General features: G+C 65.3%; 15 protein-coding genes and 2 pseudogenes. 12 read left to right on the top strand and 5 right to left on the bottom strand.

Annotated elements, in window-relative coordinates:
• Positions 1–17 precede the first annotated feature (17 nt).
• Positions 18–524: a gluconokinase gene (locus EET10_RS15725; RefSeq protein ID WP_122502806.1), complete on the top strand. Its 507-nt coding sequence runs from the start codon at positions 18–20 to the stop codon at positions 522–524.
• Here the strand turns inward: EET10_RS15725 and EET10_RS15720 are convergent.
• A complete protein-coding gene (locus tag EET10_RS15720) occupies positions 493–1,341 on the bottom strand; it encodes a DoxX family protein (protein ID WP_036405439.1) in 849 nt (282 codons plus the stop codon). The genes EET10_RS15725 and EET10_RS15720 overlap by 32 nt on opposite strands.
• Before the next feature lie 92 nt (positions 1,342–1,433).
• Between EET10_RS15720 and pncA the strand changes: the two genes are divergently transcribed.
• Together pncA and EET10_RS15710 are read left to right on the top strand one after the other, a co-directional pair.
• Positions 1,434–1,994 carry a pyrazinamidase PncA gene (gene pncA / locus EET10_RS15715; protein ID WP_063466482.1) on the top strand — a complete coding sequence of 187 codons (561 nt, stop codon included), beginning with the start codon at positions 1,434–1,436 and terminating at the stop codon, positions 1,992–1,994.
• A complete protein-coding gene (locus EET10_RS15710) occupies positions 1,994–2,791 on the top strand; it encodes a ketosteroid isomerase family protein (RefSeq protein ID WP_036405437.1) in 798 nt (265 codons plus the stop codon). The genes pncA and EET10_RS15710 overlap by 1 nt, the downstream gene beginning before the upstream one ends.
• 20 nt (positions 2,792–2,811) lie before the next feature.
• Here EET10_RS15710 and EET10_RS15705 read toward each other — a convergent pair whose 3' ends face one another.
• Positions 2,812–3,441, bottom strand: a complete 630-nt coding sequence (locus EET10_RS15705; RefSeq protein ID WP_168990981.1) for a TetR/AcrR family transcriptional regulator — start codon at positions 3,439–3,441, stop codon at positions 2,812–2,814.
• A gap of 162 nt (positions 3,442–3,603) precedes the next feature.
• Between EET10_RS15705 and EET10_RS15700 the strand changes: the two genes are divergently transcribed.
• The 7 genes from EET10_RS15700 to EET10_RS15670 all read left to right on the top strand — a co-directional run bounded on the left by EET10_RS15700 (position 3,604) and on the right by EET10_RS15670 (position 11,324).
• A complete protein-coding gene (locus EET10_RS15700; protein ID WP_168990980.1) occupies positions 3,604–4,710 on the top strand; it encodes a ferredoxin--NADP reductase in 1,107 nt (368 codons plus the stop codon).
• 16 nt (positions 4,711–4,726) lie between these two features.
• Complete coding sequence (locus EET10_RS15695) at positions 4,727–5,986, top strand: ferritin-like domain-containing protein (protein WP_036405434.1); 1,260 nt, start codon at positions 4,727–4,729, stop codon at positions 5,984–5,986.
• Between the two features lie 151 nt (positions 5,987–6,137).
• Positions 6,138–7,454, top strand: coding sequence for an ABC transporter substrate-binding protein (locus tag EET10_RS15690; RefSeq protein ID WP_036405433.1), 1,317 nt, complete (start codon positions 6,138–6,140; stop codon positions 7,452–7,454).
• A gap of 5 nt (positions 7,455–7,459) precedes the next feature.
• A complete protein-coding gene (locus EET10_RS15685) occupies positions 7,460–8,401 on the top strand; it encodes a carbohydrate ABC transporter permease (RefSeq protein WP_244601964.1) in 942 nt (313 codons plus the stop codon).
• Positions 8,388–9,230: a carbohydrate ABC transporter permease gene (locus tag EET10_RS15680; RefSeq protein WP_036405430.1), complete on the top strand. Its 843-nt coding sequence runs from the start codon at positions 8,388–8,390 to the stop codon at positions 9,228–9,230. Before EET10_RS15685 ends, EET10_RS15680 begins: the two co-directional genes overlap by 14 nt.
• Before the next feature lie 4 nt (positions 9,231–9,234).
• Positions 9,235–10,305: an ABC transporter ATP-binding protein gene (locus EET10_RS15675; protein ID WP_036405428.1), complete on the top strand. Its 1,071-nt coding sequence runs from the start codon at positions 9,235–9,237 to the stop codon at positions 10,303–10,305.
• Between the two features lie 44 nt (positions 10,306–10,349).
• Positions 10,350–11,324, top strand: coding sequence for a patatin-like phospholipase family protein (locus EET10_RS15670; protein WP_099188413.1), 975 nt, complete (start codon positions 10,350–10,352; stop codon positions 11,322–11,324).
• A 91-nt stretch (positions 11,325–11,415) separates the two neighbouring features.
• Here the strand turns inward: EET10_RS15670 and EET10_RS15665 are convergent.
• The 3 genes and pseudogenes from EET10_RS15665 to EET10_RS15655 all read right to left on the bottom strand — a co-directional run.
• Positions 11,416–12,033 (bottom strand): annotated as a pseudogene (locus tag EET10_RS15665) (ISAzo13 family transposase); the annotation flags it as partial.
• Between the two features lie 60 nt (positions 12,034–12,093).
• A complete protein-coding gene (locus EET10_RS31980; RefSeq protein ID WP_081260319.1) occupies positions 12,094–12,486 on the bottom strand; it encodes a hypothetical protein in 393 nt (130 codons plus the stop codon).
• A 225-nt stretch (positions 12,487–12,711) separates the two neighbouring features.
• A pseudogene (locus EET10_RS15655) lies at positions 12,712–12,888 on the bottom strand (ArsR/SmtB family transcription factor); the annotation flags it as partial.
• Between the two features lie 108 nt (positions 12,889–12,996).
• On the opposite strand from EET10_RS15655, the gene EET10_RS15650 reads away from it, so the two are divergent.
• Positions 12,997–13,833, top strand: coding sequence for a DUF3097 domain-containing protein (locus EET10_RS15650; protein WP_036405425.1), 837 nt, complete (start codon positions 12,997–12,999; stop codon positions 13,831–13,833).
• 173 nt (positions 13,834–14,006) lie between these two features.
• Positions 14,007–14,531, top strand: coding sequence for an OsmC family protein (locus EET10_RS15645; protein WP_063466460.1), 525 nt, complete (start codon positions 14,007–14,009; stop codon positions 14,529–14,531).
• The last annotated feature ends 9 nt before the right edge of the window (positions 14,532–14,540 follow it).

Genomic DNA, 14,540 nt, shown 5'->3' with positions numbered 1-14,540 from the left:
CCACAGCGCGCGCACCGATGCGTTGTCCCATTGTGGTGATGGGTGTTTCGGGGTCCGGCAAGTCGACGGTGGGCGCTGCCTTCGCCCAGCGGCTGGGGGTGGCGTTCCTGGACGCCGACACGCTGCATCCACCGGCGAACATCGCCAAGATGGCCGCCGGCCAACCCCTCGACGACCAAGACCGCTACCCATGGCTGCGACGGGTGGGGGAGTGGCTGGCCGCCCACCGCGACGGTGGGGTGGCCAGCTGTTCGGCGCTCAAACGCAGCTACCGCGATCAACTGCGAGCCCATTGTCCCGAGCTGGAATTTCTGCATCTGAGCGGCTCCGCGGATGTGATCGCGCGCCGGTTGGCCAACCGGGCCGCGCATTTCATGCCGGTTGAGCTCCTGCGATCGCAACTGGACACGCTGGAACCGCTCGGCGGCGACGAGTCAGGCGTGGTCGTCGACGTGCACCAGGACGTCGATGCGATCGTCGACAACTTCCTGGCTAGCGCCGAACGCGCCGGCCCCGGCCCTTGACCTGCTCGCGTGCGGTGTCGGCCACGTGGCCGCCGCGGGCCGTCGCCGCGTCGGCGAGGTGCAAACCTTGATGACGCACGGTCTCGGCGAGTTCCAGGCCGCGCAACCGGGCTTTGCTGGCCAGCTTTTCACCCCGGGCGCGCGCCGCCTCGGCCAGTGGCCCGCCCTTTTCGGCCGCGGTGCCGGCCAGGTGGCGACCGCGCTCCAGCGCGGCCTCGGCGTAGGGTGCCCCGCGTTCGGCGGCTGTCTCGGCCAGCTCCTTGCCACGCTCGGCTCCGGCCTTGAGGCCGTGCACGATCTTGTCACCGAGCTCGGAGCCCAACAGCGTGTCGTCGGATCCCGGCAGCGTCGAGGACACCGCCTCCGAGATCCGGCTCGCCGCGCGCCGGCCGCGCCACGCCAACGACGGCTTGCCCGCGGTGTCCGCCGAGGCGATGATCAGCCCGCCCAGCAGGCTCAGGTCGGTCAGGAATTCGCGCCGCTTCTGCGCCTTGAGCGCCGGATCGGGTTCACTCCAAAACAGATGGGCGCCAAGGTTTCCCGGTATCACGGTCAGCGCCAGCGCCGCCGAGGCGAGGCGGGGCAGTCGGCCGGTGGCCAGCAGCACCCCACCCCCGATCTGGACGGCCGCGTTGATCTGAGCGAACGTCTCGGCGTTCGACGGAATGCTGCTGCCGACTGGATCTGGCAGTGTTCGCAATCCGCTCACGGTGGGCTGGGCGGCTTCGGCCGCGGGCTTGGGGTTGAGCAGCGACTCCACGCCTTGGCCGATGAACGCCGCTGACAACATGGGTCGGGCGATTCTGCGAATCAACATGGGCGGGGTATTCCCCGGTCTGCGCGCCGGCAAACCGGCCCGGTCGCCGGAGCCCGCGGCGGCCCGCAACCGTTGGGATTAGGGTGGACATCGTGCGAGCGCTGATCATCGTCGACCTGCAGAACGATTTCTGCGAAGGCGGCTCGGTGCCGGTGGCGGGCGCCGATCGACTGGCCCGGGTGATCAACGACTACCTGGCCGGCCGGCCCGGTTACCGCCACGTGGTGGCCACCGAGGATTTCCACATCGATCCCGGCGACCACTTCTCCGACCAGCCGGATTATTCCTCGTCGTGGCCTGCGCATTGCCGCGCCGGAAGCCGCGGCGCCGACTTCCATCCCGAACTCGACACCGGCCACCTCGAGGCAGTTTTCCGCAAGGGTGCCTACGGCGCCGCCTACAGCGGGGCCGAGGGCGTCGACGAGCACGGCACCATGCTGCCGGACTGGCTGCGGCAACGGGGGATCGACGAGGTCGACGTGGTCGGCGTCGCCACCGATCATTGCGTACGGCGCACCGCCGAGGACTTGGACCGCGCCGGCTTCTCGACCCGGGTGTTGGTCGACCTGACCGCAGGAGCGTCGGCCGAAACCACCAACGAGGCGTTGACACAGCTGCGCACCACCGGCATCGCGCTGGTCCGGAGCCGCTGATGGCGCTGCCGGATCGCGGCGATCTGCTGGCCGCAGTCGAGCGGTCGCCGCGGGCCGCCGCAGCTCACGACCGCGCCGGCTGGGTAGGCCTGTTCACCAGCGACGGCCGGGTCCAAGACCCGGTGGGCTCGCAGCCGCACGTGGGCCACGAGCAGATCGGCCGGTTCTTTGACACTTTCATCGGTCCGCGAGATATCAAGTTCCACCGCGACCTCGACATCGTCTCCGGCTCGGTCGTCCTGCGCGACGTCGAACTCGAGGTGGCAATGGCACCAGCGGTGACGATGTTCGTTCCCGCCTTTTTGCGCTACGATCTGCGAAAGGTCAACGGTGACTGGAAGATTGCCGTTCTCCGGGCGTACTGGGACTTGCCGGCGATGATGCTGCAGTTCCTGCGGAGCGGATCGTCGGCGATATCGCCGGCGCTGAAGCTGTCGCAGGGGCTGTTGGGTAATCAGGGCCTGCGAGGCACCGCCGGCTTCCTGACCGGATTTCGCCGGGCGGGCGCGCGTCGCAAGACGCTGGTGACGACATTTCTCGACGCGGTGGGGCGCGGCGACACCTATGACGCTGAACGTGCGCTGTCGCCCACTGCGGCAATGACTTTGGGCGATGACGATGTACTGGACCTGACCGAACTACGCCAACAGCTCCGTCGGGTCAACTGGACGAAGATCAACGGTGCCGGATCAACGGTGACGGTGTCGCTGGCATCCGATCATGGGCGCGGGATCATGTTCGCCGAATTGCCGTGGCGCGGCAACCTGATCAACCGGATCCGGTATTTCCCCGCCTGATTCGGTGGGCACGGTAGCGGTCACAGATCGCTGCGCACGGTGTGCGCCGCGGCGACCGACATCTGGGCGACCTCCTCGATGAGGTCGTCTCGGGACACGGTGAGCCTTCCGTCGAGCCAGCTGGTGACGGCCTTGGCGGTGCCGGCCACGATCACCAAGGTGGCGAGGCGCAGGCGATGGTACTGGCTCTGGTCGCTGCCGGTGCCGGCGAGCAGCAGCTGGGTGAGTAGCTCGGCGAGTTCGTGCTCGGCCCCCCCGACGGTGTCTTTGAGCAGCTCGCTGCCGATCAGCTCGGTGAACAACCGCGCCTTGCGGGGATCATCGGTCAGCACGGTGATCACCCGCCGGATGCCGATCCGCGCACGATCTATCAGCTCAGTGGCGGAATCTGTCATCGAATCGAGGACGCCGCTGCTGATTTCGGCGAGCAGACCCTGCGCCAGGGTCACGAAAAGCTCGTCGCGGGTCCGAAAGCTCTCATAGAAGTACCGCTTCGAAAGGCCGGCCTGCCGACTGACCGCCTCGATGGTCGTTGCCGCCATCCCAACGGTGCCGGCGACTTCCAGGCACCCCTCGAGCAACTGATTTCGGCGCAGGTCGCGTCGTTCCTCTGCGCTGACGCCGCGAAATGGCCTCACGACGCGGATCACGAAGTCATCTTGGCACAGCATCGTGCCGCCTATGCTTCTCGGGCGGATCCTTTTGGATTAGTGACTTTCGGCCCTACGGCCCATACATGACACCTGTCAATATTGTCGGAACCGTTCAGTTCCTACTTTGTGGCAGGGGACCCGATGCCGAGCCTTCCCACCATGCCGCGGGTTACCCTTTTCCGTCCGAGGAAGTCCAATCCGGTTGTCCTGCCGCGGCCCGACGGTCCGTCGCGGCGGTGGGGGCAATCCCAGACGACGTCGGTGCGACGCCCCGTTCGGGTTGTCGAGGTCATCCGCGAGACCGACGATGCGGTGACGCTGGTGCTGGAGGTCACCGACGGGCGCCCGGTCGAGTTCCGCGCCGGGCAGTACCTGACGCACTGCTTCGACGTCGACGGCGGGACCGTCAAGCGGGCATACTCGATCTGCGCCGCCGAGGGTGATCGGCTGGCCTGCACCGTCAAGGCGATCGACGGCGGCGTTGTGTCGGGCTTGGTGCACCGCAAGGTCGCTGCCGGATACGAATACACAGTGCTCGGACCATCGGGTGACTTCGTCCTTCCTGACAATGACGACGCTGACGCCGCGCCGCTGGCGTTCCTGGCCGCCGGCAGCGGCATCACGCCGGTGATCGGCATGATCGAAACCGCACTGCGACAGTCGCCCGAACGCGAGATCTCGCTGGTGTACGCGTCGCGTCGGCAAAGCGAGATCATCTTCGCGCGGCGACTGTCGGCATTGGCCGCCAGCTATCCGCGGCTGCGGGTGGTGCACGTGCTCTCACAACCGGCGTCGGCATGGCCGGGAGAGACCGGACGGCTCACCGGCGCGCGTGCTGCCGAGCTATTGGCGGCGGGCCCGGATACACAGGTATTTCTTTGCGGTCCAACGGAATTGATGGACGCAACCACCGCTGCGCTGACGAGCGGCGGCGTCGACGCCGATCGCATCCATCGAGAACGGTTCTATGCGGCGCCCCAACACACCCGCACGCTGCCGACCCAACCGCACGCTGTGGAGTTTCGCGCTACCGGCCGCACGGTCACCCAGCAGCCAGGCGAGACGATTCTGGAGGCAGGTCTGCGCACCGGATTGAAGCTCGACTTCAGCTGCACCGTCGGCGGCTGCGCCGCATGCAAACTCAAAGTGATCAGCGGCGCGGTGGCCGTCGACGAACCGAACTGTTTGAGCGACCAGGAACGATCCGATGGCTACATCCTCAGCTGCTCGGCGTACGCCCAAGAAAGCGTCGTCCTCGACGCGTGACCCCAGGAGGTTGGAGATGACTTCGACAGTGAAGACTTCGGTGGAATCGATGGTGCGCGGGCTGCCCATCAAGGCGCAGAACAAGATTCACAAGACCCTCGACAGTGTGGGGTTGATGCTTTCGGTGCAGAACCCGAAGGTCGCCGTATCCATGGCGCCTTCGGCGGTGCGGGGACTGGTGCTGGGCAAAGGCAAGCGTGGCGATCATGTGGATATGCCGGCCCACCACAGTGCGCATTTCCGGCTCAACTACCACAGCGACTTCACCGAGATGTACGAGCTGTACCGTCGCGCGGTATCCAAGCAATGGGACGGTGAGGCCGACCTGCCGTGGGAACTCGACGTCACCCCCGACAATCCCGACGCGCAAATCCTGCCGCGCAGCTTCGTGCCGTTCACCGAAATCGAGGGATTCGGCGTGCGGCTGACGGCGCTGGAGGAGCGCAAGCTGACCTGGGACATCGCGGCGTGGCTGCTCAGCCAGTTCATGCACGGTGAACAAGGCGCGCTGTTCGCTTCGGCTCAGGTGACCGAGTGTGTGCACTGGACTGACGCGAAGCTCTACGGAGCAACCCAGGTCATGGACGAGGGCCGGCACCTCGAGGTGTTCCTGCGCTATCTCGACACCAAGCTCGAGAAGATCTACACCATCAACGACAACCTGTTCGTCCTCATCGACGAGCTGATGACCGACGGCCGTTGGGATTTCAAATTCCTCGGCATGCAGATCATGATCGAGGGCCTGGCGCTGGGCGCCTTCACCACCATTTACCAGCAGACGCGCGAGCCGCTGCTCAAACAGTTGCTCAAGATGGTGATCCAGGACGAAGCCCGCCATGTGCACTACGGCGTGCTGGCCCTGCGCGACCACATCACCCAGAACATCTCGGAGAAGGAACGCCGCGAGCGCGAAGACTGGGTCTATGAGGTGGCGCTGCTGATGCGTAACCGGTTCCTGATGCACGAGGTGTACGAAGAGTGGTTCTCCCACAAGGTGCCGCTGAAGGTCTGGGACCAACAGATGCTGGACTCGCCCAGCATGGTCAAATTCCGCAGCATCATGTTCGAGCGGCTCATACCCAACCTCGAATACATCGGGCTGATGAGCGACCGGATCAAAACCCACTACGAAAAGTCCGGGCTCACCCAATATCTGGGCGGCAAGAACGCCACCCAGCTCACCGAGGACGACCTCACCGTCGACGCGGGTCACGGCTACGACCACGACGACATGCCCGCCGAATTGCAGGAGTTGGCCGCGGGAACCTCGGCCTGAAGCCTGGTGGCGCAGATCGCTGCCGTGATCCGGTGCTGACCCGCCGGACCGGAAATCCACCCACGCATCGTCATCCCGGGAAGACCGCAGAAGTATCGGTGCCCATGACATACAGTCGGCACCGGAGGCCAGGCCCAGAACCGGGAGCAGCATGTTCGACAAGCCGTTCGCACGGCGGCGCCTGTTGCGGACAGCGGGAGCACTCGCCGCGGCACCGCTGGCATCGTGGGCGGCCGGCTGCGCCTCCGACGACGACGCCCTGACCTTCTTCTTCGCCGCCAACCCCGATGAAGCCGACGCCCGGATGCGCATCATCGAGGAGTTCTGCCGCCGCCACCCCGACATCAGGGTGCGGGCGTTGCTGTCCGGGCCGGGACCCCTGCAGCAGATATCGACGTTTTGCGCGGGCGGGAAGTGTCCCGACGTGCTGATGGCGTGGGAGTTGAGCTACGCCGGGCTGGCCGACCGGGGTGTGCTCCTGGACCTGAACACCATGTTGGCCCGGGATCCCGGTTTTGCCGCCGAGCTGTCTTCAGACGGCATCGGGCCACTGTATGAGACGTTCACCTATAACGGCGGCCAATTCGCCTTTCCGGAGCAATGGTCGGGAAATTACCTGTACTACAACACGCGGCTTTTCGCCGAGGCCGGCATTCGGCCACCGCCCACGAGTTGGGAGCAGCCGTGGAGTTTTGCCGAATTCCTCGACGCGGCTCGCGCACTCACCAAGCACGATGCCGCGGGACGGGTCAAGCAGTGGGGGTTTGTCGACACCTTTGTCCCGACGATCTCCGCGGGACTGTTCGCCGTGAACAACGGCGTGCCGTGGTCCTCGCCGAGAATGAACCCGTCGCATCTCAACTTGGACAATGCCGCCTTCATCGAAGCCGTCCAGTTCTACGCCGACCTGACCAACAAGCACCAGGTGGCGCCCACCGCATCCGAGCTGCAGTCGACGGCCACGCCGGAGTTGTTCTCCCGGGGCAAGGCGGCGATGGCGCTGGGCGGCCACTGGCGCTACCAGACTTTCGACCGCGCCGACGGCTTGGATTTCAATGTGACCGCGCTGCCCCTGGGCCCACGGGGGCATGCGCCCTGCTCCAACATCGGAGCCACCGGATTGGCCGTCGCGGCCAGTTGTCAGCGCCGAGAGCAGGCGTGGGAGTTCGTCAAGTTCGCAACCGGACCCGTGGGTCAGGCGTTGATCGGCGAAACCAACCTTTTCGTGCCGGTCGTGTGGTCTGCGATCAACTCGGCCGGATTCGCCAAAGCACACAGTAGGGTTGACAATCTCGCCGTACTCACCGGAGGACCGAGCCATTCCCAGGGCCTGCCTATCACCCCGGCGTGGCCGAAGGTCTACGCCCTGATGGAACGGACCTTCGGACCGGTATTGCGCGGATCCCGCCCGGCGACATCGCTGACCGGGCTGTCGCGAGCCGTCGACGAGGTGCTGCGCAGTCCGTGACATCGATCGACACACCCGAGCCGGGCACCGCGAAGCGCCACAAGAGGCCGAGCCTCTGGCGCCGACGGCCGTGGGCCGGCCGCCTGTTCGTTGCACCGAACCTGGCTGCCGTCGTGGTGTTCATGCTGTTCCCGCTCGGGTTCTCGCTGTACATGAGCTTTCAGAGCTGGGACCTGTTCACTCCGCCAAAGTTTGTGGGCCTGCGGAATTTCCGCGACCTGGTCACCGTTGACCCGCTGTTTCTCATCGCGGTGCGCAACACGGCGATCTTCACTGTCGGGACGGTGGCCCCAACCGTTCTCATCAGCCTCGCCATCGCCGGCGTGCTGAACCGGAAAGTCAAGGGCATCGGTATCTTTCGGACGATCACGTTCTTACCGCTGGCTATTTCGTCGGTCGTGATGGCGGTGATCTGGCAATTCGTCTTCGATACCAACAACGGATTACTCAACATCATGTTGGGCTGGGTCGGCATCGGCCCGATCCCATGGCTGATCGAACCCAGGTGGGCCATGGCCTCGTTGTGCCTGGTCAGTGTGTGGCGAAGCGTGCCGTTTGCCACCGTCGTGCTGCTGGCCGCGATGCAGGGGGTTCCCGAAACCGTCTACGAAGCAGCCAAAATCGACGGTGCCGGCGAGATACGGCAGTTCGTATCGATCACGGTGCCGTTGATCCGCGGCGCGATGTCGTTCGTCGTGGTCATCTCGATCATCCACGCATTCCAGGCTTTCGATCTGGTCTACGTTCTCACCGGCGCGAACGGAGGACCGGAAACCGGAACCTACGTCTTGGGCATCATGCTCTTCCAAAACGCCTTTGGATTCCTGGAATTCGGTTACGCCTCGGCGCTGGCCTGGGTGATGTTCGCCGTCTTGCTGGTATTGACCGTACTTCAGCTGCGCCTCACACGGCGCCGCGCGTGGGAGGTTTCCCGTGGGCTCGGCTGATCGAGTGGTCATGCGCAACGTTGTTCGCTCCCTGGCCCTGTACACCGCGCTGATCGCGATCGCCTGGTGTGCCCTGTTCCCGATCATGTGGGCCCTGTCGGGGTCGTTGAAGAGGGAAGGCGAGGTGAGCCAACCGAAGTTGGTCCCCGACCATCCGCAGTGGTCCAACTACGGCGAAGTATTCGCGCTGATGCCGTTCTGGCGAATGTTCTTCAACACGGTGCTGTATGCCGGCTGCGTCACCGCCGGTCAGGTGTTCTTCTGCTCGCTCGCCGGATACGCCTTCGCGCGACTGCATTTTCGCGGCCGCGACACCTTGTTCGTGATGTACCTGGGCACTCTCATGGTGCCGCTGACGGTCACCGTGATCCCGCAGTTCATTCTCATGCGGACCGTGGGGTGGGTGGACACCCCGTGGGCGATGATCGTGCCGGGCTTGTTCGGTAGCGCCTTCGGCACCTACCTGATGCGGCAGTTCTTCCGCACTCTCCCGGCCGATCTCGAAGAGGCGGCGATTCTGGACGGCTGCTCTCCCTGGCAGATCTACTGGCGGATCCTGTTGCCGCATGCCAGGCCGGCGGTGATGGTGCTGGCGGTGCTCACCTGGGTCAACGTGTGGAACGATTTTCTCTGGCCGCTGCTGATGATCCAGCGCAACAGCCTGGCCACGCTGACGCTGGGCCTGGTGCGGCTACGCGGCGAATACGTGGCGCGCTGGCCGGTTTTCATGGCGACGTCGATGCTGATCCTGCTGCCGTTGGTGCTCGTCTACGCGGTGGCGCAGCGCTCGTTTATCCGCGGTATCGCCGCGACCGGGCTCGGCGGCTAGCCGTATGGCCACGGTGAGTTTCGAGGAGGCGACCCGGCGGTACCCCGGCGCAGACCGGCCCGCACTGGACCGTCTGGATCTCGTCGTCGGCGACGGTGAGTTCGTCGTACTGGTGGGACCGTCCGGATGCGGCAAGACCACCTCCCTGCGGCTGGTGGCCGGATTGGAGAAACTGGATTCGGGCCGGATCCTGATCGGCGACCGTGACGTCACCAACGTCGATCCCAAGCAACGCGATGTCGCGATGGTGTTCCAGAACTATGCCCTCTACCCGCACATGACCGTGGCGCAGAACATGGGATTCGCGTTGAAGGTCGCCAAGACGCCGAAGACCGAGATCCGCGAAAGAGTGCTGGCAGCTGCGAAAGTGCTTGGCTTGCAACCATACCTGGACCGCAAACCCAAGGACCTCTCCGGCGGACAGCGCCAGCGGGTGGCAATGGGGCGCGCCATTGTGCGCCGTCCGCAGGTGTTCCTGATGGACGAGCCGTTGTCCAACCTCGACGCCAAACTGCGGGTGCAAACCCGCAATCAGATCGCCGCATTACAACGTCAACTCGGTACCACGACGGTCTACGTCACCCATGATCAGGTGGAGGCCATGACGATGGGCGACCGGGTCGCGGTGCTGTGCGACGGGGTTTTGCAACAGTGCGCGGCGCCGCGGGAACTCTATCGCAACCCGGACAACGTATTCGTCGCCGGATTCATCGGGTCCCCGGCGATGAATTTGTTCACCCTGCCGATCGCCGATTCCGCAGTGACGCTGGGCGATTGGCCTATGGCTATACCACGCGAGATAGCCACCGCGGCAGCGGAGATTGTTGTCGGCATTCGTCCCGAACATTTCGTGGTGGGCAACGTGGGCGTCGAAATCGAGGTCGACGTGGTGGAGGAGCTCGGAGCCGACGCCTATCTGTACGGCCGGATCAGCGGGGCCGGTCAGCTCTCCGGTCAGGCGATCGTCGCCCGCACGGACGGCCGTCAGCCGCCCGAGCGTGGCAGCCGGGTGCGTCTGCACCCCCAACCCAGTCAACTGCACTTCTTCGGAGCCGACGGCCGTCGGATTGCCTGACATCGGTGTGCCGCATACCGGTAACCACCGATGATGCGGCTATGGTGACGCCGGTGAGCACCAAACATGTCGATCTGGTGTGCGAAGGCGGCGGGGTCCGGGGGATTGGACTGGTCGGTGCGGTGGACGCGCTGGACGCGGCCGGCTACAGGTTTCCCCGTGTCGCAGGGACCAGCGCCGGTGCGATCGTCGCGTCACTGGTCGCCGCGCTGCAGGTTGCCGGGGAACCGCTGACACGTCTTTCCGAGATCATGCGCAGCATCGACTACTCGAAGTTCCTCGACCGCAGTCTTATCGGACGTGTGCCGTTGATCGGCGGGGTGCTCTCGCTGCTGACGTCGGATGGCGTCTATCAGGGAACCCATCTGGAACAGCTGCTCACCGGTTTGCTGGCCGACCTGGGCGTGCGCACTTTCGCCGATGTGCGTACCGGCGACGAGCCGGAACAATTCGCCTGGTCGCTGGTGGTCACCGCCAGTGACCTGTCGCGGCGGCGGTTGGTTCGCATCCCATGGGATCTGGACTCCTACGGCATTGACCCGGACGACTTTTCGGTCGCGCGCGCGGTCCATGCCTCCTCGGCGATTCCGTTCGTGTTCGAGCCGGTTCGGGTTGCCGGCGCGACGTGGGTTGACGGAGCATTGCTGTCGAACTTTCCGGTGGGGCTGTTCGACCGGTCCGACGGTGGGCCGGAGTGGCCGACCTTCGGGATCCGGCTGTCGTCGCGTCCGGGCATTCCGCCCACGCATCCGGTTCACGGGCCGGTGTCGTTGGGAATCGCCGCCGTTGAGACGTTAGTCAGCAACCAGGACAACGCCTACATCGACGACCCGTGCACCGTTCGGCGCACGATCTTCGTCCCGGCCGATGAGATCAGCCCGATCGACTTCGATATCACCGCCGAACAACGCGAGGCCCTGTACCAACGCGGGTTACAAGCCGGTCAAGAGTTTCTGCAGACCTGGAACTACCACGACTACATCGCGGCGTGCGGCGGCCCCGCCACCCCATTGGTCTAAGCCTTCGGTCTATGCGCTCCGGGCCACCCGCCGGCCGAAAGGCGGCCTCGGCAGCGCCGGCCAGTTGCTTAGCTTAGGGATCGCGCAGTAATTAGGTAGGTGTTGTCGGGCGTGTCGCGGTGTGGTCGGCGATGAGCGTGTAGTTCCAGTCGCCGTGGAACTGGTGACGGTGCGGTTGGGTGGCTTCGAGGGCGGCGATTTGCTTGTCGGTAGTCTTGATGCCCGGGTCGTAGGTGGTGGTGTCGAGGACCGCGTTTACGGTCAGTCCGGTGGATGTGGTTGTTGCCCTGAGGGTTTCGATGACCACCTCGTGGGATTCCAGGGGGCGTCCGCGCCAGTTGCGGCTGATCGCGGAGAACAGCCGGTGTTCGATCTTGTTCCATTTGGAGGTGCCCGGCGGCAGGTGGCAGACGGTGATGTCGAGTCCGGCCTCGGTGGCCAAGGCGGCGAGTTCGGTTTTCCACAGCCGCAGCCTGGATCCGTTGGAGCCACCGGAGTCGGCGGTGATCAGCAGCTTGTCTGATCCGGGATAGCCGAGGGCACCCATCGTGGTCCACCAGCGGCGGATCGATTCCACAGCGAACCGGCCGGTGTCGGCGTCGGTGCCGACATTGACCCAGCCGGTGTTGGCGCCGATGTCGTAGACCCCGTAGGGAGCCACCTTGCCCAGCGCCTTGTCGGCGAAGTCGTTACCCTCACCGCGCCGCGGTGAGCAGGCGGAGATGGCAGGTAGCCAACAAACTGCAGACCCTCGCAACTCAGAGCCGGCTTACCCGACCGGAGGTATCAAGGGCGGACGGCATGCGTTAGAGATCGGATCCCACCACCAGCCGTTGTCGCATGCGAGCGGTTGCGGCCCAACGCCTAAGGGTCGGCATATGTTGGCCGTGGGATCCCACCATTGGCCCGCATCACACGCGAGTGGCTGCGGCCCAACCCCCAGGGGTCGGCATATGTTGGCCGTGGGATCCCACCATTGGCCCGCGTCACACGGCAGAGCTGCAGGCGCATCTGCCGGTCGGCACAGGTTCGCCTTTGTATCCCACCATTCGCCGTCGGCGCACTGTGCCGAACTCACCGCCGGTGAAACCGTCGTCCCGATCGCCATCGGCGCTAACATCATCGCGGCGACGGAGACCAGACGGCAAACGAGCATTCGCATGGCACACCCCCTGAGTGTCGTCACAGTTGTTCAGGTTCAGCTTAGACACGGTGGACTCCGCGTTCGATCAGTCGGGATCATGCCGTCGACCAACGCGATCATGCCGCCGGAACCGGCTGTCCGCCCGCGCGGTTGGAGGTGACTGCCGGTCAACTCAACCAGCTTCGGTGGGCTCCGCGCAGCGAATTGCTCGACGCTATCTCGTTGGCCCGCGCGAACCGACTCTTGGTAGACCCGACGCGTGCCCGCGGCACGATCGCAGACCAGCCCGGCTGCCTTGAGCACGTTGAGGTGTTGTGACACCGCCGGCCGGCTGACGGGCAGGTCGCGAGCTAGTTCACCCACGGCCGACGGACCATAAGCAAGACGTTCCATGATGGCCCACCGAGTCCCGTCGGCCAGAGCCTGCCAAGCTTGTGCGCATCAAAGCCACTCCGAGACAGGCATTTTCGCTGGACAGCCACGGCGCGCCGCAACCGCGTCCGGCGAGCGACCGCCTAGTATCGCCGCGTGGTGGATCGTTATGGCAGCGACGTCTTGTCCGGGGGACTGCGGCGCACGCCGCGATCGGTTGAGCATCCGGTCGAGATCGGCATGGTGGTCGAGGACGCCCAAACCGGCTATGTCGGCGCCGTGGTCCGAGTCGAATACGGCCGCGTCGACCTCGAAGACCGCCACGGTAAGACCCGCGGTTTCCCGCTCGGGCCGGGTTACCTCATCGACGGTCGACCGGTAATCCTCACTGCGCCGCGCCGCCCGGCGCCGGTCACGCCGAAGCGAACGGCATCCGGGTCGGTCGCGGTCCCCGGCGCCCGCGCTCGGGTTGCCCGTGCCAGCCGGATCTACGTCGAGGGCCGTCACGACGCCGAACTCATCGCACAGGTCTGGGGGGAGGACCTGCGCATCGAAGGCGTTGTGGTGGAGCACCTCGGCGGCGTCGACGACCTGGTGCGCATCGTCGCCGATTTCCGGCCCGGGCCGCGCTGTCGACTCGGCGTTCTTGTGGACCACCTAGTCCCCGGGTCGAAAGAGGCTCGCATTGCCGACGCGGTGCGTCAGGGGCCGGCTGGCTCGGACACCCTGGTCGTCGGTCACCCTTATGTCGACATCTGGCAGGCCGTCAAACCGCACCGGCTCGGCCTCAAGGTGTGGCCGAGCGTACCCCGGCACATCGAGTGGAAGCACGGAGTCTGTCAGGCACTGGGCTGGCCGCACGCCGACCAGGCGGACATTGCCACGGCGTGGCGGCGAATCCGTTCGACGGTCCGCGACTGGAATGATCTGGAGCCCGCGCTGATCAGCCGGGTCGAAGAACTCATCGACTTCGTTACCCAGCCTGCCGCCTAGCCGCCCGGGCGACCCGCTGGCCGCAGGAAAAGGGCGGGCCGCAATGTTTCGCCCAGGTGAGCTTTGTGTCGATCGTGTAAAAGACTGCCGATCGTCGTCACGTCGGCGCGTCTGCCGAGCACTAAAGCTTGACGCCGAAAACTATTCGCTTGGAAAGAAACGGAGGACTCGACATGACCGACGTGCTTGTGATCGATGCCGAAGGCCTGGACCGACTGTCGTGCAGCGCCAAGACCGACCCCAGCACCGGCAAGAAGACGCTGAAAGCCAAGACGGTGTGTGAAAGCGGCTTTCGCAACATGACCTACGTGCGCGACCTGGCGCCCATGCTGGTCGGCGAACCCCCCGCGCTGCTGGGTGACGACTCGGCGCCCAACCCCTCGGAGACGACTTTGGCGGCCCTGGGATCGTGCATCTCGGTGGGCCTGCTGGCCAACGCCACCCACCGTGGCGTGACCCTGACCAAGATCGAGGTCGAGATGGAAGGTGACATCGACATCTCCGCCGTGTGGGGCGTCGGCGACACCCCGGCAGGCAAGATCCTCGGCTTCACCGCGGTGCGCTGCCGCGTCACCCTGGCCGGAGATGCCGACGACGAGACGTTGCGGGAGATCCACGACAACGCGATCGCCTGGTCGCCCGTGGTGAACACGTTCCGCCGCCCGGCCACCGTCGACTCGACCCTGACCATCGACTAGGCATCGTGA

Source organism: Mycobacterium pseudokansasii, assembly GCF_900566075.1.
Lineage (GTDB): Bacteria > Actinomycetota > Actinomycetes > Mycobacteriales > Mycobacteriaceae > Mycobacterium > Mycobacterium pseudokansasii.
This window is presented reverse-complemented; position numbering and strand designations above follow the sequence as displayed.